Origin of the sequence: Streptomyces sp. NBC_01116, assembly GCF_041435495.1 — a bacterium.
In the GTDB taxonomy this organism is placed as follows: domain Bacteria; phylum Actinomycetota; class Actinomycetes; order Streptomycetales; family Streptomycetaceae; genus Streptomyces.
This window is the reverse complement of the sequence record NZ_CP108644.1, coordinates 7,905,356-7,923,235: the sequence shown is the minus strand read 5'-3', so window position 1 is coordinate 7,923,235 and position 17,880 is coordinate 7,905,356. Positions and strand designations below refer to the sequence as shown.

General features: G+C 71.2%; 15 protein-coding genes. 7 read left to right on the top strand and 8 right to left on the bottom strand.

Going from position 1 to position 17,880, the window contains the following annotated elements; genetic code table 11:
* Positions 1-118: 118 nt before the first annotated feature.
* Entirely contained in the window at positions 119-1,375 is a 1,257-nt protein-coding gene (locus tag OG245_RS34715) for an extracellular solute-binding protein (RefSeq protein ID WP_371627303.1), read from the bottom strand.
* Positions 1,376-1,577: 202 nt separating this feature from the next.
* Here OG245_RS34715 and OG245_RS34710 point away from each other — a divergent pair, with 202 nt between their 5' ends.
* Positions 1,578-1,793, top strand: coding sequence for a dodecin (locus OG245_RS34710; RefSeq protein ID WP_371627302.1), 216 nt, complete (start codon positions 1,578-1,580; stop codon positions 1,791-1,793).
* Here the strand turns inward: OG245_RS34710 and OG245_RS34705 are convergent, their stop codons facing one another.
* Positions 1,794-2,282 (bottom strand): hypothetical protein, encoded by a 489-nt coding sequence (locus OG245_RS34705; RefSeq protein ID WP_371627301.1) that lies wholly within the window; start codon positions 2,280-2,282, stop codon positions 1,794-1,796.
* 136 nt (positions 2,283-2,418) lie between these two features.
* On the opposite strand from OG245_RS34705, the gene OG245_RS34700 reads away from it, so the two are divergent.
* Positions 2,419-3,444, top strand: a complete 1,026-nt coding sequence (locus OG245_RS34700) for an MsnO8 family LLM class oxidoreductase (RefSeq protein ID WP_371627300.1) — start codon at positions 2,419-2,421, stop codon at positions 3,442-3,444.
* A 70-nt stretch (positions 3,445-3,514) separates the two neighbouring features.
* Complete coding sequence (gene uvrA / locus OG245_RS34695) at positions 3,515-5,929, top strand: excinuclease ABC subunit UvrA (RefSeq protein ID WP_371627299.1); 2,415 nt, start codon at positions 3,515-3,517, stop codon at positions 5,927-5,929.
* 76 nt (positions 5,930-6,005) lie between these two features.
* On the opposite strand, the gene OG245_RS34690 is transcribed toward uvrA, so the two are convergent.
* From OG245_RS34690 to OG245_RS34680, 3 genes are read right to left on the bottom strand one after another with little or no spacing between them, the layout of a single operon-like run.
* Positions 6,006-6,752, bottom strand: coding sequence for a succinate dehydrogenase/fumarate reductase iron-sulfur subunit (locus OG245_RS34690; protein ID WP_371627298.1), 747 nt, complete (start codon positions 6,750-6,752; stop codon positions 6,006-6,008).
* Positions 6,749-8,698, bottom strand: coding sequence for a fumarate reductase/succinate dehydrogenase flavoprotein subunit (locus tag OG245_RS34685; protein ID WP_371627297.1), 1,950 nt, complete (start codon positions 8,696-8,698; stop codon positions 6,749-6,751). The genes OG245_RS34690 and OG245_RS34685 overlap by 4 nt, the downstream gene beginning before the upstream one ends.
* A 1-nt stretch (position 8,699) precedes the next feature.
* Positions 8,700-9,368 carry a succinate dehydrogenase gene (locus tag OG245_RS34680; RefSeq protein WP_371628071.1) on the bottom strand — a complete coding sequence of 223 codons (669 nt, stop codon included), beginning with the start codon at positions 9,366-9,368 and terminating at the stop codon, positions 8,700-8,702.
* A 131-nt stretch (positions 9,369-9,499) separates the two neighbouring features.
* On the opposite strand from OG245_RS34680, the gene OG245_RS34675 reads away from it, so the two are divergent.
* A complete protein-coding gene (locus OG245_RS34675) occupies positions 9,500-10,396 on the top strand; it encodes a LysR family transcriptional regulator (protein WP_371627296.1) in 897 nt (298 codons plus the stop codon).
* Between the two features lie 101 nt (positions 10,397-10,497).
* Here OG245_RS34675 and OG245_RS34670 read toward each other — a convergent pair whose 3' ends face one another.
* Positions 10,498-12,672 (bottom strand): putative bifunctional diguanylate cyclase/phosphodiesterase, encoded by a 2,175-nt coding sequence (locus OG245_RS34670; protein ID WP_371627295.1) that lies wholly within the window; start codon positions 12,670-12,672, stop codon positions 10,498-10,500.
* Positions 12,669-13,487 carry an SAM-dependent methyltransferase gene (locus OG245_RS34665; protein WP_371627294.1) on the bottom strand — a complete coding sequence of 273 codons (819 nt, stop codon included), beginning with the start codon at positions 13,485-13,487 and terminating at the stop codon, positions 12,669-12,671. Before OG245_RS34665 ends, OG245_RS34670 begins: the two co-directional genes overlap by 4 nt.
* A 1,277-nt stretch (positions 13,488-14,764) precedes the next feature.
* Here OG245_RS34665 and OG245_RS34660 point away from each other — a divergent pair.
* Positions 14,765-15,529 carry a DUF4239 domain-containing protein gene (locus tag OG245_RS34660; RefSeq protein ID WP_371627293.1) on the top strand — a complete coding sequence of 255 codons (765 nt, stop codon included), beginning with the start codon at positions 14,765-14,767 and terminating at the stop codon, positions 15,527-15,529.
* A 172-nt stretch (positions 15,530-15,701) separates the two neighbouring features.
* Positions 15,702-16,259 carry a hypothetical protein gene (locus OG245_RS34655; RefSeq protein WP_371627292.1) on the top strand — a complete coding sequence of 186 codons (558 nt, stop codon included), beginning with the start codon at positions 15,702-15,704 and terminating at the stop codon, positions 16,257-16,259.
* A gap of 91 nt (positions 16,260-16,350) precedes the next feature.
* Here OG245_RS34655 and OG245_RS34650 read toward each other — a convergent pair whose 3' ends face one another.
* Entirely contained in the window at positions 16,351-16,833 is a 483-nt protein-coding gene (locus OG245_RS34650) for a hypothetical protein (RefSeq protein ID WP_371627291.1), read from the bottom strand.
* 326 nt (positions 16,834-17,159) lie between these two features.
* Between OG245_RS34650 and OG245_RS34645 the strand changes: the two genes are divergently transcribed.
* Positions 17,160-17,822 carry a class F sortase gene (locus tag OG245_RS34645; RefSeq protein ID WP_371627290.1) on the top strand — a complete coding sequence of 221 codons (663 nt, stop codon included), beginning with the start codon at positions 17,160-17,162 and terminating at the stop codon, positions 17,820-17,822.
* The last annotated feature ends 58 nt before the right edge of the window (positions 17,823-17,880 follow it).

Sequence of the window (17,880 nt, the reverse complement as noted above, 5' to 3'; positions counted from 1 at the left end):
GCTGAATCCCCAGGGACACCGTGCCTCAGGGACGCTGGGCCTCAGGGCCCGGGGACTCTCCCTCGCGTGCACTCGTGCCCCGGGGACTCCGCCCCGCGTCGATGCCGTCCGGGTGGGATCAGCCGCTGCCGGCGAGCATGGCGGTGATCCGCTCGGAGGCGGCCTTGGCCTCGCGGGCCGGGTCGCCGCCTTCGAGCACGGCCGTCATGTAGGGCTTGATCGGGTTCTCCGCCTCGACCCGGGCCCACTGGGACGAGTTGGGGGTGGCCCGGCCGCGGGTGGCGCCTTCGGCCATCGCGGCGGTGCCCTCGTCGCCCTCGATGACATGGGCGAGGCTCGGCTTGTTGGGGACGTAGCTCATGCCCCGGGCGAGCTCCGTCTGCCACTTCTCGCTAGCCAGTGCCTTGACGACGGCGATGCCCGCGGTGCGTTCGTCGGCGTTCTTCGGGACGATGAGGTCGGAACCGCCGGTGAACACCGAGCCGGGGGCTTTCGAGGACTTGCCGGGAATGGGGAAGTAGCCGAGCTTGCCCTTGAGTTCGGGATTCTTCTGCTCGATGAGCGCGGCGCTGCCCGGAGTCGAGATGATCTGCGCGACGTCGCCCTTGGCGAAGACGTCGGTCTGCGGGGGCTTCTCCTCGTCGGCGTCCGTCGGGCCGTCGCCGAGCGCCTGGAGCTTCTGGTAGAACTTCATGCCCGCCAGGGCTTCCGGCGTGTCCAGGGCGCCCTGCCAGTCGCCGCCGTTCTCGTCCGCGAGTTCGCCGCCCTCGTCCCAGATGAAGCCGGCGAGCACGTACCAGTTCTGGCCGGCCAGGTAGATGCCCTGGTTGCCCGCGCTGTTGAGCTTCTCGGAGGCGGCGATCCACTCCTCGCGCGTCTTCGGGACGGAGTCGATGCCCGCCTCCTCGAAGATCTCCTTGTTGTAGATCACCACCCGGTTGGCCGCGTACCAGGGGATGCCGTACTGCACGCCGTTGATGCTGCCGGGCTGGGCCAGGCCGGGCAGCCAGTCCTCGCTGCCCAGGTCGCGCATCGATTCGAGGGTCAGATCGCGCAGACCGCCGCTCTCCGCGTACTGCGCGACCTGGGTGTTCCCGACCTCGATCACGTCCGGGGCGTCGTCGCCCTCCAGCGCGGAAAGGACCTTGGGGCCGATGCCGCTCCACTCCTGGATCTTGAAGTCCAGCTCGATCGAGGGGTTCTCCTCCTCGTACGAGCGGGTGAACTTGTCCAGGAAGCCGGGCGAGACGCTGTCCTTCATCAGCCAGACCGTCACCGTGCGGTCACCGCTGCCCGAGCCCGGTATGAAGCCGCATCCGCCGAGTGCGACGGACGAGACAAGCGCGATGGCTCCGGCCAGTATGCGGTTCTTCACGTGGTCACCTTCTGCGAAACGGCTCAACGAAATCGGGACCCGGTGTGGGGGGATTGCGGGCGGCGCTCGCACGGGTGATGGCTGAATTTTGGTATGGACCATTCAGTAGGTCAAGGCGGGTGCTCGTCCCGATTCGCCCCACCCTCCCCCTCGCGGCAGACCTCGGATTGGGGCACCGTGGTCTCAGGAGAGGAGACAAACAATGCCGAATCACACTTATCGGGTCACCGAGATCGTAGGAACCTCCGAGGAAGGCATCGACGAGGCGATCCGGAACGGCGTCGCAAGAGCGGCGGAAACGTTGCACAATCTCGATTGGTTCGAGATTAACCAAGTTCGGGGCCATATCGAGGATGGCCGAATCGCGCACTATCAGGTCGGCCTGAAGGTGGGCTTCCGACTTGACGAAAGCGCCTGATCAGGTACGCCCCTCACGTTCCTGGGCATCCTTCAGCGCCGCCGACGGGTCGGCCCAGCGGGCACGCACCACAGCAAATCCGGCCACCTGGGCCGCGTCGCAGACCAGCTCGTCGTCGTCCACGAGCATGCGCACCTGCCCCTTCCGCCCCAGCCGCCGCAGAACGTCCAGCTTCGTCCGGCGCGCGGGGCGCCGGTCGTCGTTGCGCCGCATGAACAGCGTGCCCTCGGGCAGCCCCTGACGGCTCAGCCAGCGCACGGTGTCACGACGGCACCGCTCGGGCCGTCCGGTCAGATAGACGATGGCGCACTCCTCGGCGCTCGCGAGCACCATCCGTACGCCCTCCGCCAGCGGCGGATCCTCCACCGCCGCGGCGAAGAAGCCGGCCCAGTCACGCTTCGGGCCCTCCAGGAAGTGCTGCCGGTGGGCGGTGTCCGCGAGTGTGCCGTCCAGGTCGAATACGGCCAGCGGCCGTGCGTCGTTGTCCACTCCCCCAGTTTAGAAAGCCCGTAGCGCCCGGCGTCGGCGCTCGCGCGCGCATCCTGGCAGAGCCGCGGCGTTCACGGGAAGCCGAGCGGTGCGGGAATCCTGGGGGAGCGCCGGTGTTGAAGGGAGCGTGAGCTCTGTGATCGCTTCGACCCGCTTCTCCGTCCTGGACCGCTCCCGCACCCGTGAGGGGCACGACGCCCCCGGGGCGCTGCGCGAGACCGTGGACCTGGCCCGGGAGGCGGAGGCGCTCGGCTTCCACCGCTTCTGGGTCTCCGAGCACCACGGCGTGCCCGGGGTCGCGGGGTCCGCTCCGACGGTGCTGGCCGCCGCCGTCGCCGCCGCGACCTCCACCATCCGGGTCGGCACCGGCGGAGTGATGCTGCCCAACCACCGGCCGCTGGTCGTCGCGGAGCAGTTCGGGGTGCTCGCCTCCCTCTTTCCCGGCCGGATCGACATGGGGCTCGGACGCTCCGTGGGGTTCACCGACGGCGTCCGCCGGGCGCTCGGCCACGGCAAGGAGGACGCCGAGGACTTCCCCGGGCGGCTCACCGAACTGCTCGGCTGGATCGACGGCGACCAGCGGGCCCACCCCGGGGTGCACGCGCATCCGGCGGAGAGACTGCGCATCCCCGCGTACGTCCTGGCGACCGGGGAGGGCGCGTCGGTCGCCGCGGCCGCCGGACTCCCCCTCGTCATCGGCGATCTGCGCGGCCGGGAGAAGGTGCTGCGCGCCATCGAGGTCTACCGCCGCGACTTCCGCCCCTCCGCCCGCGCCGAGCGGCCCGAGGTGATCGTCGCGGGCACGGTGGCCGTGGCCGGCACCGAGGAGGCGGCCCGTCGGCTGCTCGTACCGGAGGCGTGGGCGATGGCGTACTCCCGTACGCACGGGGACTTTCCGCCCCTGGCTCCGGCCGAGCGCGTCGAGGCCCTCGCCATGACGGCCAAGGAGCGGATGCTGTACGAGCGGGGGCTCGACGGTCATGTCCACGGCACCGAGGAGCAGGTGGCCGGTCAGCTGGAGCGGGCGATCGAGGAGACCGGCGCGGACGAGGTGCTCGTCACGACCAGCACGTACGACCGGGAGGGGCTGGTGGACTCGCTGCGGCGGCTCGCCCGGATCGCACGCCGGTCCCGGAGGCCCGCCACCGGCGAAGACACCTAGAATCGGACTGTTTGTCCCTTCAGGTTGTCCCTTCAGGCGCCAGAACCCCACCCGTACGGAGCCGAGCCCCATGCACTCCCCCCACGATCCGTACGTCCGGGTGCGCGACGCCCGCGAGCACAACCTCAAGAACGTCCGGGTCGACATCCCCCGCGACACCCTGACCGTGTTCACGGGCGTGTCGGGGTCCGGGAAGTCCTCGCTCGCCTTCGGGACCATCTACGCGGAGGCCCAGCGCCGCTACTTCGAGTCCGTGGCCCCGTACGCCCGGCGGCTGATCCACCAGGTGGGCGCGCCCGCGGTCGGGGAGATCACCGGGCTGCCGCCCGCCGTCTCGCTGGAGCAGCGGCGCTCCGCCCCGGGGGCCCGGTCGTCCGTCGGGACGGTGACGACGCTCTCCAACTCGCTGCGCATGCTGTTCTCCCGCGCGGGCGACTATCCGCCGGGCGCCGAGCGCCTCGACTCCGACTCCTTCTCCCCCAACACCGCCGTCGGAGCGTGCCCGGAGTGCCACGGGCTGGGGCGCATCCACCGGACGGACGAGGAGCTGCTCGTCCCGGACCCCTCGCTGTCGATCCGGGAGGGGGCGATCGCCGCGTGGCCGGGGGCGTGGCAGGGCAAGAACCTCCGCGATGTGCTGGACGCGCTGGGCCACGACGTCGACCGGCCGTGGCGCGAGCTGCCCGAGCGGGACCGGGAGTGGATCCTGTTCACCGACGAGCAGCCGGTGGTGACGGTGCATCCGGTGCGGGACGCGGGCCGGATCCAACGCCCGTACCAGGGCACGTACATGAGTGCGCGGCGCTATGTGCTGCACACCTTCGCGGACACCAAGAGCAGGTCCCTGCGGGCGAAGGCGGAGCGCTTCTTGACCAGCGCCCCGTGCCCGGTGTGCGGCGGGAGCCGGCTGCGGCCCGAGGCGATGGAGGTGACCTTCGCGGGGCGGACCATCGCCGAGCTGGCCGGGCTGCCGTTGTCCGCGCTGGCCGAGGTGCTGTCCGGTGCGGGGTCGGGCGGCGAGGAGACGGCCCGGGTGCTGACCGGTGACCTGCTGGCGCGGATCGGGACGGTGACGGAGCTGGGGCTCGGCTATCTGAGCCTGGACCGGACGGCCCCGACGCTGTCCTCGGGGGAGCTGCAACGGCTGCGGCTGGCCACGCAGTTGCGGTCGGGCCTCTTCGGCGTCGTCTACGTCCTGGACGAGCCGTCGGCCGGGCTGCACCCGGCGGACACCGAGGCGCTGCTCGGAGTGCTGGGCCGGCTGAAGGAGGCCGGCAACTCGGTCTTCGTGGTGGAGCACCAGATGGACGTGGTGCGGCGGGCGGACTGGCTGGTGGACGTGGGCCCGCTGGCCGGCGAGCACGGCGGGCGGGTGCTGCACAGCGGGCCGCCCGAAGGACTGGCCCGGGTGCCGGAGTCGGCGACGCGGCGGTTCCTGTTCGAGGAGGGGCCCGCGCCCGTGCGGGAGCCGCGCACGCCGACCGGGTGGATCGGGCTCACCGGCGTGGAGCGGCACAATGTGCGGGGCGTGGACGCGGCGTTCCCGCTCGGGGTGTTCACGGCGGTGACCGGGGTGTCCGGCTCGGGCAAGTCGACCCTGGTCGGGCAGGTGCTCGCCGGGGTGCTGGCGGACCGGCAGGCTGGCGAGGAGGCCGGGCCGGGTGAGCGGTTCTGCGCGGCGGCCACCGGTCTGGAGGCGGTGGACCGGCTGGTCCAGGTCGACCAGAAGCCCATCGGCCGTACGCCCCGGTCCAATCTGGCCACGTACACCGGTCTCTTCGACGCCGTGCGGAAGCTGTTCGCGCGGACGGAGACGGCGCGGGAGCGCGGCTACGGCGCGGGGCGCTTCTCGTTCAACGTGAGCGGCGGTCGGTGCGAGACCTGCCAGGGCGAGGGGTTCGTCTCGGTGGAGCTGCTGTTCCTTCCGAGCACCTACGCGCCGTGCCCGGACTGCCACGGCGCGCGGTACAACCCGGAGACCCTGGAGGTCACCCTCGACGGGCTGACGATCGCTCAGGTCCTGGATCTGACCGTGGAGTCGGCGGCGTCCTTCTTCGCCGGGACACCGGCCGCCGAACGTGCGCTGACCACCCTGCTGGATGTGGGCCTCGGCTATCTGCGGCTCGGTCAGCCCGCCACGGAGCTGTCCGGCGGCGAGGCGCAGCGCATCAAGCTGGCGGCGGAGCTCCAGCGCACCCGGCGCGGGCACACGCTGTATCTGCTGGACGAGCCGACGACGGGGCTGCACCCGGCGGATGTGGAGGTGCTGATGCGGCAGTTGCACTCCCTGGTCGACGCCGGGAGCACGGTGGTGGTCGTGGAGCACGACATGGCCGTGGTGGCGGGCGCGGACCACGTCGTCGACCTGGGGCCCGAGGGCGGTGACCGGGGCGGCCGGATCGTCGCGGCGGGCACCCCGGCGGAGGTGGCGGGCGTCGCGGGGAGCCGTACGGCGCCGTATCTGGCGAAGGCGCTGCGGCGCTGATCCGGCGGCGGGCATCGCGTCGATCCCGTACGGCTCCGGAACCGTACGGGATCGACGCCGGGGATCAGCTCCCGTGTCAGCGGCGGACCTTGCGGGTCGCCCGCAGCCACTCCTTGTTCATCGCGGCGATGGAGGGCAGCGGGATGCCCTTGGGGCAGGCCGTGGCGCACTCGCCGGTCAGGGTGCAGCCGCCGAAGCCCTCGTCGTCCATCTGGGCCACCATGTCCAGGACGCGGGTCTCACGCTCGGGGGCGCCCTGCGGCAGGACGTTGAGGTGGTTGACCTTCGCCGAGGTGAACAGCATCGCCGAGCCGTTGGGGCAGGCGGCGACGCAGGCTCCGCAGCCGATGCACTCGGCGTGCTCGAAGGCGAAGTCGGCGTCCGGCTTGGGCACCGGGGTGGCGTGGGCGTCCGGGGCGGTTCCGGTGGCGGCGGAGATGTAGCCGCCGGACTGGATGATCCGGTCGAACGAGGAGCGGTCCACGACCAGGTCCTTGATGACCGGGAAGGCGGAGGCCCGCCAGGGCTCGATGTCGATCGTGTCGCCGTCGTCGAAGGACCGCATGTGGAGCTGGCAGGTGGTCGTGCGCTCCGGGCCGTGGGCGTCGCCGTTGATGACGAGGCTGCACGCGCCGCAGATGCCCTCACGGCAGTCGTGGTCGAAGGCGACGGGCTCGTCCCCGGCGAGGGTGAGTTCCTCGTTGAGGGTGTCGAGCATCTCCAGGAACGACATGTCGGCGGAGATTCCGTCGACCTCGTAGGTGGCCATGGCGCCGGGCGTCTCGGGGTTCTGCTGGCGCCAGACGCGCAGGGTGAGCTTCATGCGTAGCTCCGCTGGGTGGGGTGGACGTCACTGAAGACGAGGTCTTCCTTGTGCAGGACAGGGGCGCCGCCCGTGGCGGTGAACTCCCAGGCGGCGGCGTAGGAGAACTCCTCGTCGCGCCGCTCGGCCTCGCCGTCCGGGGTCTGGGACTCGGCGCGGAAGTGGCCGCCGCAGGACTCGGCGCGGTGCAGGGCGTCGAGGCACATGAGCTCGGCGAGCTCCAGGTAGTCGACGATGCGGTTCGCCTTCTCCAGTGACTGGTTGAACTGTTCGCCGGTGCCGGGGACCTTGATGCGGCGCCAGAACTCCTCGCGGATCTCCGGGATCTTCGCGAGCGCCTTGCGCAGACCGTCCTCGGTGCGGGCCATCCCGCAGTACTCCCACATGAGTTCACCGATCTCGCGGTGGAAGGAGTCGGGGGTGCGGTCGCCGTCGACGGAGAGCAGCAGGTTGATCCGGTCCTCGGTCTCCGCCACGGCCTCCGCGACGGCGGGGTGTGCCTCGTCCACGGTGTCGGTGTGCGGGTTGCGGGCGAGGTAGTCGTTGATCGTTGAGGGCAGGACGAAGTAGCCGTCGGCGAGGCCCTGCATCAGCGCGGAGGCGCCGAGGCGGTTGGCCCCGTGGTCGGAGAAGTTCGCCTCGCCGATGGCGAAGAGGCCGGGGATGGTGGTGGAGAGGTCGTAGTCGACCCAGAGGCCGCCCATCGTGTAGTGCACGGCGGGGTAGATCCGCATGGGGACCGTGTAGGGGTCCTCGTCGGTGATCCGCTGGTACATGTCGAAGAGGTTGCCGTACTTGGCTTCGACGGCGTTGCGGCCCATCCGGCCGATGGCCTCGGCGAAGTCCAGGTAGACCCCTTGTCCGCCGGGGCCGACGCCGCGCCCCTCGTCGCAGACGTTCTTGGCGGCGCGGGAGGCGATGTCCCGGGGCACCAGGTTCCCGAAGGCGGGGTAGATCCGCTCCAGGTAGTAGTCGCGCTCGTCCTCGGGGATCTTGTTGGCCGGGCGGTCGTCGCCCTTGGCCCTGGGGACCCAGATGCGGCCGTCGTTGCGCAGCGACTCGCTCATCAGCGTGAGCTTGGACTGGTGGTCGCCGGTGCGCGGGATGCAGGTGGGGTGGATCTGGGTGAAGCAGGGGTTGGCGAAGTACGCGCCGCGCCGGTGCGCCCGCCAGACGGCGGTGGCGTTGGAGTTCATGGCGTTGGTCGACAGGTAGAAGACGTTGCCGTAGCCGCCGGTGGCCAGGACGACCGCGTCGGCGAAGTAGGTGTCGATCTTCCCGGTGACCAGGTCGCGGGCGACGATGCCGCGCGCCTTGCCGTCGACCACGATCAGGTCCAGCATCTCGGTGCGGGCGTGGAGTTCGACGCCGCCCGACGCGATCTGCCGGGACAGTGCCTGGTAGGCGCCGAGGAGGAGTTGCTGTCCGGTCTGGCCGCGCGCGTAGAACGTACGGGAGACCTGGACGCCGCCGAAGGAGCGGTTGTCGAGGAGGCCGCCGTACTCGCGGGCGAAGGGGACGCCCTGGGCGACGCACTGGTCGATGATCTCGACGGAGATCTGGGCGAGCCGGTGGACGTTGGACTCCCGGGCGCGGAAGTCGCCGCCCTTGACGGTGTCGTAGAACAGCCGGTGGATGGAGTCGCCGTCGTTGCGGTAGTTCTTCGCGGCGTTGATGCCGCCCTGGGCGGCGACCGAGTGGGCCCGCCGGGGCGAGTCCTGGAAGCAGAACTGGACGACGTGGTAGCCCTGTTCGGCGAGCGTGGCCCCCGCCGCTCCGCCGGCCAGCCCGGTGCCGACGACGATGACGGTGTGTTTGCGCCGGTTGGCGGGGTTCACGAGTTTCGCTTGGAAGCGGCGGGTGTCCCAGCGTTCGGCGACGGGGCCCTCGGGGGCCTTCGTGTCGGCGAGGGGCTCGCCCGTGGCGTACTGCGTGTAGTCGGGCATGTCAGCTCACCACTCCGGTCATGACGGCGACGGGTACGGAGATGAAGCCCACGGTCAGCACTGCCGCGAGGAGGTTGGCGAGGGTCTTCAGGATGCGGTCGCGGGTCGCGTTGCCGACGCCCAGGGTCTGCGCGGCGCTCCAGAAGCCGTGCTGGACGTGCAGGCCCATGGCGAGCACCGCGACGATGTAGATGACGTTGCCGTACCAGGTCGAGAAGGTGTCGATGACGTTCTGGTAGGGGTGCCCGGCCTCGAAGCCGGTGTGCACGGTGCCGGTCGTCAGGTCGAGGATGTGCCAGACGATGAAGAGCGCGAGGATGACGCCGCCCCAGCGCATGGTCCGGGTGGCGTAGCTCGACCGGGGCTTCTTGTGGACGTACTTGGCCGGGCGCGCCCGGATGTCGCGGCGGCTCAGCTGGTACGCGGAGACGCCGTGCAGCACGACGGCGGCCACCAGTCCCACCCGGACGATCCAGAGCGCCCACTCGTAGTGCAGTACCGGTTCGCCCATGGTGCGCAGCCAGTGGGCGTACCCGTCGAACTCACCGGGTCCGAAGAAGATCTTCAGGTTGCCCACCATGTGGGCGACGAGATATCCGAGCATGACCAGACCGGTCACGGCCATGATCGTCTTCTTGCCGACGGTCGAGTCCCAGAGCGTACGCGTCATCGACGGCCGTCGGTCCGTCCGCGTTGCCAATGCCATGGACACGACGGTAGGGGCGAAGGTCCGATCAGTCCAACACATGGAGCGGCTGATCTCCATAGTCGTTGACTATCGACAAAGGTTATGGTCGGCTTATGCACTTCCAGCAGCTCACCTACTTCGTGGCCGTCGCCGAGGCCCGGCACTTCACCCGGGCCGCCGAGGCGGTGCACGTGTCGCAGCCCTCGCTCTCCCAGCAGATCCGGGCGCTGGAGACGGAGCTGGGCGCTGATCTGTTCAGCCGGGCCCGGGGCAACATCGCCCTCACCGACGCGGGTGAGGCCCTGCTGCCGCTCGCCCGGCGGATCCTCGCCGACGCGGAGACGGCACGGCAGGAGGTCCAGGAGCTGGTCTCGCTGCGCAGCGGCCGGGTGCGGCTGGGAGCGACGCCGAGCCTGTGCACCGGGCTGCTGCCGGACATGCTGCGCGCCTTCCACGACCGGCATCCGGGGGTGCGGCTGCTGCTGGAGGAGGGCGGCTCGCACGACCTCGTGCGTCAGCTGGCGCGGGGAGCGCTCGATCTGGCGCTGGTGGTGCTGCCCCTGCCGGCCGCCTCTCCGGCGCTGACCACGGTGGAACTGCTGCACGAGGACCTGGTGGTGGTGTCCTCCCCCGAGGAGCCGGCCCCGGGGCGGGGCGGCCGGATCCGGATCGCGGATCTGGAGGGGGCGCCGCTGGTGATGTTCCGGCATGGGTACAACCTGCGGGAGCTGACGCTGGCCGCGTGCCGCGCGGAGGGCTTCGAGCCCACGTTCACCGTCGAGGGCGGCGAGATGGACGCGGTGCTCGGTTTCGTACGGGCGGGGCTCGGCATCGCCGTGGTGCCGAGCATGGCCGCCGCCCGGGCGGGCCACGACCTGCGGAGGACTCCGCTGGCCGGCGCCGGGCTGCGGCGCACGATCGCCCTCGCGCACCGCAGCGACGTGGCCCCGCCCCGGGCCGCGCGCGAACTCCAGCGGATGCTGCTGGAGCACCGGCCGGCCTCCAGCTGACCGGCCGGCCTCCGGCTGACCGGCTGACACCTCCGGCTGACGGGCCGACGCCTCCCGCTGACCGGCCGGGGCACGAAGGACCCTCCGCGCACCGGCCGGGCTCAGACCGCGTCCGCCAGCAGCAGGGAGTGGATGCGGTCCGGGGCCCCTGGGCGGGCGTAGTACCAGCCCTGGGCGGTGTCGCAGCCCAGCAGCCGCAGCTGCTCGGCCTGCGCGCCCGTCTCCACGCCCTCCACCGTGACGGCCAGCTCCAGGCTGTGGGCCAGCGACACGATGCCCTCGACGATCTTCAGATCGACCGGGTCCGCCGGGTGCTGCTGCATGCCCCGGGTGAAGGAACGATCCAGCTTGAGCACGCTCACCGGCAGCCTGCGCAGGTTCGCCAGGTTCGAGTAGCCCGTGCCGAAGTCGTCGAGCGCGATGTCGACGCCCATCTCCGCGAGCTGCCGCAGCGGCTTGAGGAGATCGTCGTCGGCGCCGATCAGGGCGGACTCGGTCACCTCCAGGCAGAGCGCTCCCGGTTCGAGACCGGACCGTTCCAGCACGTCGACCGTCTCGGCGACGAGACGGGGGTGGTGCAGCTGGGTCGGCGAGAGGTTGACGTTGATCCGCAGCGGTCCTCCGTCGCTGTGCCGCTCCTGCCAGAAGTTCGCCTGCCGTACGGACTCCTCCAGCACCCAGCGCCCGAGCGGCACGATGAGCCCGGTGTGCTCGGCGAGCGGGATGAACCGGTCGGGGCCGAGCACCCCGTGCTGCGGATGGCACCACCGTACGAGCGCCTCGGCGCCGTGCACCGTGCCGTCGTCCAGGTGCACGAGCGGCTGGTACTCGATGAAGAACTCGCCCCGGTCCAGGGCGGCCGGGAGCGCGGTGGTCAGCCCGTGCCGGGTGATGGCACGCGCGTCGGCCTCGGCGTCGGCGAGCTGGTAGCGGTTGCCGCCCGCCGCCTTGGCCCGGTACATCGTGATGTCGGCGCTGCGCAGCACCTCGGCGGCGCTGCGCTCCCCGGAGGGCCCCTCGACGACGCCGATCGAGCCGCGGACGGTCAGCTCGCGGCCATCGAGGCGGATGGGGGAGGCGAGCGCGTTCAGGATGCGGCCGGCCAGCTCGTCCACCTCGTCGGCGGTGTCCGGTCCCGTGGTCAGCGCCACGAACTCGTCGCCGCCGAGCCGGGCGACCATCTCGCCGGGCGCGGTGGCGCAGCTCTGGAGCCGGTCGGCGACCTCGACCAGGAGGCGGTCTCCGGCGGCGTGGCCGAGGCTGTCGTTGATGGCCTTGAAGCCGTCGAGGTCCAGATAGCAGAGCCCGAAGCGGATCCCCTCCTGGGCGGCGAGCGCCTTCTCCAGGCGCTCGAAGAACAGGGTCCGGTTGGGCAGCCCGGTGAGCGCGTCGTGGGTGGCCTCGTAGCGCAGGCGCAGATTGAGCAGCCGCCGCTCGGTGGTGTCCTCCATCAGCGCGAGCTGGTACTCGGGACGGCCCTCGGAGTCCCGCAGCAGCGAGACGGTGAGGTTGGTCCACAGGACGGTGCCGTCGTTGCGGTAGTACGCCTTCTCGACCCGGTAGTGGTCGCGTTCGCCGCGTACCAGCTCGTCGTAGAACTTCCACACCTGCGGCGAGTCCTCGGGGTGGACCCACTCGTTCACCTTGTGGCTGCGGACGTGGTGCTCCAGCCCGCCGAACATCTTGGTGAGGGTGTCGTTGATCTCCAGGATGTTGCCGTCCAGGTCGGCGACGCCGATGCCGATGGCGGCGTCCTTGAAGACCGCGCGGAACCGGGCCTCCGTCGCGTGCAGGGCCTGTTCGGCGTCCGAGCGGGCGGTCAGCGCCGAGCGGGCGATGGCCTCCTGCTCGGCGAGCGTGCGCTCGCGCAGGGCCCCGGTGAAGCCGGCGGCGAGGGTGTGCTGGATGCGGGCGCAGCGGGCCCTGCCGTCCTCGGTGGACAGCACGCCGGGCCCGTTGCCGCCGCAGTACAGGACGAGGTAGGAGTCGACGACGCCGAGCGTGGAGCTGAGGGCGTCCGGGTCGGTGCAGTGCGCGTCGATCAGCGCCTCGCCGATCCGCTGGGCGGGCGAGGCGTCGAAGGGATGCGCGTGCAGGATGCCGTTCAGCTCGCGTGCCAGGGGCAGCAGATGCTGTTCGAACTCCGGCCGGGTGAGTGAGGTGGCCGTCAGGGGGAAGATGGCCCGGCTCCAGATTCTCGCGAATCTCCGGAGACGGCCTTCCGGACCGTCGGGTTCCGCGTCCGGTTCCCCGGACGCCTGGGCGGGAATGGTCACGCCTTGCGCCCGACCCCTGCGAAGCCCGAGAAGGCGTACGGGTCTTCCTCCTCCGGCGCCTGCGGGGTGTCGGGCCGCCATTCCGGCATCGACACGAGGCCCGGCTCGACCATCTCGTACCCCTCGAAGAACTGGCCGATCTCCTCGCGCGAGCGCATGATCAGCGGGCTGCGGATGTTCCGGTAGACGCCGACCGTGCCGGCCGCGTCCTCCTTGGGCAGCGGGATGCCCTCGTACGAGGCGTGGGTCAGGACGATCAGGCTGCCGGGGGCCAGTGACTCGCGCAGTTCGGCGACCGCGGCGCGCGGGTCGTCGGCGTCCTCGACGAAGTGGAGCACGGCGACCAGCAGCAGGGCCACCGGCCGGTCCAGGTCGAGCAGTCCGGTGATCTCCGGGTGCGCCAGGATCTCCTTGGGGCGGCGCAGGTCGGCGGCTGCGATGACCGCGCGGTCGTTGCCCTCCAGGACGGCCTGGCTGTGGGCGACGGCGACCGGGTCGTGGTCGACGTAGGCCACCTTGGCCGCCGGGTCGGCGGCCTGCGCGACCTCGTGGACGTTGCCGAAGGTCGGAATGCCGGAGCCGATGTCCAGGAACTGGTCGATGCCGATGTCGACGGCATGGCGGACGGCCCGGCGCATGAAGGCGCGATTGGCCTGCATGATCTTGGGAAGGCCCGGGAGGAACTCCATGGCCTTGCGCGCGGCTTCCCGGTCCACCTCGAAATTGTGCGATCCGCCCAGATAGAAGTCGTACATGCGAGACACGCTCGGCACCGAAATGTCAATGCCCTGCGGTGCCCAGGCGGGACGCTCCATCGATGTCTCCAACAAGTCGCCACGGCGATCCGGCCATGTTCATGGTCAGTATTGACCAGAGGCTACTGATCCGCCGCCAAGAGAGCGAGTGGAAACGGAAATTAGCGATCCGTTATTGGTCACACTCAGGTGGCATCCACAGCCGGTCCGTCGCTGCGCGTATGCGTACAGCGACGGACCGGCGTTCCGGACGCCGTTTCCCGGCGGTTCGGGGCCACTTGGGGCTCCTGGGCGACGGTCCACCACACCCGATTACCGAGCAGCGCCGACCAGTTCGGAATCGGGGAAACGGCCTACCGGGTGCCGCCGGCCCCCGCCCGTTCGTCCGGCCCGGAGCGGCGTCCTGCGCGCACCGGCACATCGGCCCCTCGTCGACGGCGAGTTGACTCGTGCCGGTGGCGCGGGTGACCTCTCCGTGCAGCTCGGATCCGGTACCGGGCAGCGGCGGTGAACGCGAGCGAGGCGTTGCGCCAGGTGTTCACGTCGACTCCCGCGATGCGCCTTCGGACCGCTTTCGGCGCCGGCGCGGGACCGGTCCGTTCATGACCCCTGGATGCGGGACGCGGACGGGTTCGCGTTCAAAGGAGGGCCAGGAGGAATTCGGCGAATCGGGGATCGGGGCGCAAACACGAATGGCCCATTAACCGCACGATCAGGCGAATCACCCGCGGGTACCGCGTGTTCCCCGCCGGCCTGGATCATGCTCCCCGTCGTGCACGGATCACGCATCGCGCGGCTCACCGCGGCCGCCGCACTTCTCTGGCTGACAGCCGTACCGCTGCCCGCGACCGCCGACAACTGCGCGGTGGCCTCGATCGGGCAGGGCGGCGGTTCCTCGGTCGCCGTGGCGGGGGACGGGGGCTGCGTCGCGGTCTCCGAGCCGCCGCCACCGCCACCGCCACCGCCCGAACCGCCACCCCCACCACCACCTCCTCCTCCACCTCCTCCTCCTCCGCCCCCACCTCCTCCTCCCCCGCCACCACCACCGGTGATCGCGGAACCGCCGCCTCCGCCACCACCCCCTCCCCCGCCCTCTCCGCCGCCCCCCGCACCCGCACCCGCACCGCCGCCGAAGCCCTCACCCTCACCGAAGCCGCCGGAGCGCACCGAGCCGCCGCGCCCCCGGCCCGTCGCGCTGCCGGCGTACCGCAAACCGACCCGCAAACAGCCGCGGAATGGACCGTCGCTGGTGTCCCTGACGCTGCTCATCACCGCCCCGGCGGTGTTCGCCGTCGCCGTGCTGCGGCCGCGATCTTCCCGCTGACCAGGAGAGATGCATGTCCGAATGGCTCGTACTGAGCATTGCCATGGCGTCCGCCTGCGCGGTCGTCCTCACCATCGCGGTCCTGAACAACCGGCGGCTCGGGGATGACGACGACCCGTCCGAGACGCCGGACGTCATCGAGTACATGACGATGATGATCGGCGTGGTCTACGCAATCGTCCTGGGGCTCGCCATCGCCGGGGTCTGGGAGGGGCGCAGCGCCGCCCAGGAGTCCGTACGCATCGAGGCGCAGGCGCTGCACGAGGTGCGGGCGAGGTCGTCCGTCTATCCGGTGGAGGTCCGCGACCGCATCCGGGCGGACGTCGACGCCTACGTCGACCACGTGGTGCACGACGAGTGGAAGGTGATGTCCGAACGCAACACGCTCACCGAGCGCGGCACCGAGTTGCTGGACAAGGTACGGGCGGACGTCACCGACTACGTGCCCAGGACCGATCACGAGGGGCAGGCCTATCAGCCGCTGGTCGACCAGGTGGCGGCGGCGGACGACGCCCGCAGCACGCGCGGGCAGAACGCCGGGGCGACGATGCCGGGGGTGGTCTGGTTCGGGCTGATCATCGGGGCCCTGGTCACCGTGGGGCTGATCTTCACGCTCCAGATCCGCAGAACGTTCCGCGAGCTGCTCCTGGCCGGCCTGTTCAGCGCGTTGATCGCCTTCCTGCTCTTTCTGATCTGGGACTTCGACGCGCCCTTCGGCCGGGGCATCTCGGCCACCGCGGACCCGTTCCTCGACATGTTCCCGGGGGCCGCCCGCTGAGGCCCGCTCCCCCGGGCGGTGAGCCGGGCGGGGGACACCGCTGACCCATTCGCCGGACCCCGATCGCGTGCCGGGAGGACCACTTCTAGCGTGTCGGGCATCGAGGTGCATTTTTCCTGCTATGTGGAAATTCGTTCCGCAGCTGCCCCTCGGGGAACCCGGAGGATCCACCATGCGCGCGATACGTGTCGCACCGCTCGCCCTGCTCGGCGCCAGTGCCCTGACGCTGCTGGCCCCGTCCGCCGCCCACGCCGCGCCGGACGGGGCGACCAGCACGTTCAATCCGACGATCACCCCGTCGGTCATCGCGCCGGGAGGCCGGGTCACCCTCGGCGCCGGCGGCTGCACGGGCGAGACGACCGTCACCTCGGGCGTCTTCGACACCACCACCATCCCGAGCGGCTCCACCACGGCCACCGCCACCATCGACACGGACGCCCGCCGGGGTGCCGTGTACGCGGCGACGTTCGCGTGCGGCTCCACCGGCACCTCCCGGAACGTCAACCTGACGATCACCGGCGGCGCCACGAGCACCCCCACCCCGACGCCCACCACCGTTCCGACCGCCAGCTCGACGGCCCTCGTCCCGGGCGGGGTGCGCGGCGGCCTCGGCGGGAGCTCCGCCTCCACCGACACGGTGGAGGTCGCCGCCGGAGGGGCCCTGGTGGTCACGGCCGCCGCGGGCGCCCTCTACTTCGCACGCCGCCGTAGCGCCGACCGCCGCCACTGACCGCGAGCATGCGGCGCACGGCAGTCGCCCCGGGTCCTGGTCCAGGACTCGGGGCGACGGGCGTATCGGGCCGGGCGGGAGGTTCGACGCCTTAGAACGCCGCATGGCTCGTCTGCCGGCGCCGGACGAGGAAGACCGCGCCGCCGACGGCCGCCGCGGCCACCAGACCGCCGCCGACCTGCATCTCCACGGAGCTCGGCCCCATCGAGCCGCCGAGCCCGCCCTGCGCGCCGTTGCCGGCGAGCACGGTGAACTTCTGCGTCGCGATCCGGTCGTTGTCGCTGCACTTCACGGAGAGGTGGTACTGACCCGGCGTGGTGTTGTTCCGGACCCGGGCATGGGCGAAGTTGGTACCGTCGCCCGGCGAGAGGGTGGTCGTCGGGAACGCGTTCGACCAGACCTTGCCACCGTGACCGCAGCCCTGCGCGGTGATCTTCAGCGTGCCGCCCTGGTGGACGGACTGAGGATTGACGGCGACGTTGACCGGGCCGTTGGTGGCGGCGGCCATGGGGGCCGCGAGCCCGACGGCCGCGAAGGCGGTCGCGGTGACCGCGAGAGCGCGTGAAACACGCATCGTGTGAACCTCCAGCGGGAAACGCCCCCGGGGGCTTGTCCCCCGGGCTGGATCGACGAGAACGCCTCCCATGACGAACACTCACCAGCGAGACGACGCATCGCACTTCGGCGTTGCTCCACCCCGGTGACGCGACACGCCGTACGAAAACCGCCGGACCTGACGGAGTCGCAGGTCACAGACCGTCAGAACTTTTATCTGCTCATTACTCCGATGGGCAGGCATCCGGTGGGGCGCCGGCCCCGCCGCCACCCGTTCGCCTCTCCCTGATCGCCGCCCGGACACAGCGCCCTTAGCGTTCACAACGTCGCGACGAAGGGAGAGCCATGGGCCGGGACTACGCTGGCGCCGAGCGGACCAGACGTGTGCCGTGGGGTGCGGTCGCCCTGGTGCTGCTCAGCGGCCTCGCCCTCATGCGCAACGGCACGGAGTTCGGGGAGGCGGGCCCTCCGCAGCCCGCGGCGGCCGCCTCGCTGGACCTGGGCACGGACGCCGCGGGGCCGCCGGTGGAGGGCGAACCGGTGCAGCCCCTGCCGTACGCGCCCGCCTCGCGCGTGAAGATCGGCTCCATCGACGTGGACGCTCCCGTCATCGACGTCAACCTGGACGCCAACGGATGGATCGACGCCCCGCCCGCCGAGGACCCCAACCTCGCCGGCTGGTACCAGAACGGCATCGCCCCCGGCCAGCGCGGCACCGCCGTGGTCGTCGGTCACGTCGACAACATGTCCGGGCCAGCGGTCTTCTACGGCCTCGGCTCGCTCCAGAAGGGGCACCGGGTCGAGGTCGCCCGCTACGACGGCCGGGTCGGGATCTTCGAGGTGTACGGGGTGGAGGTCTTCTCCAAGAACGACTTCCCCGGCCCCCGGGTCTACGGCGACACCGGCCACGCGGAGCTGCGGGTCATCACCTGCGGCGGGGGCTACTCCAAGGCGGGCGGCTACGACGGCAACGTGGTGGTCTTCGCCCGGCTCGTGGACACCCGCTGACAGCGGCGCTCCCCCGCACGGCGGCGTCCCGGCGGCCACGGATCCTCGTGGCCGCCGG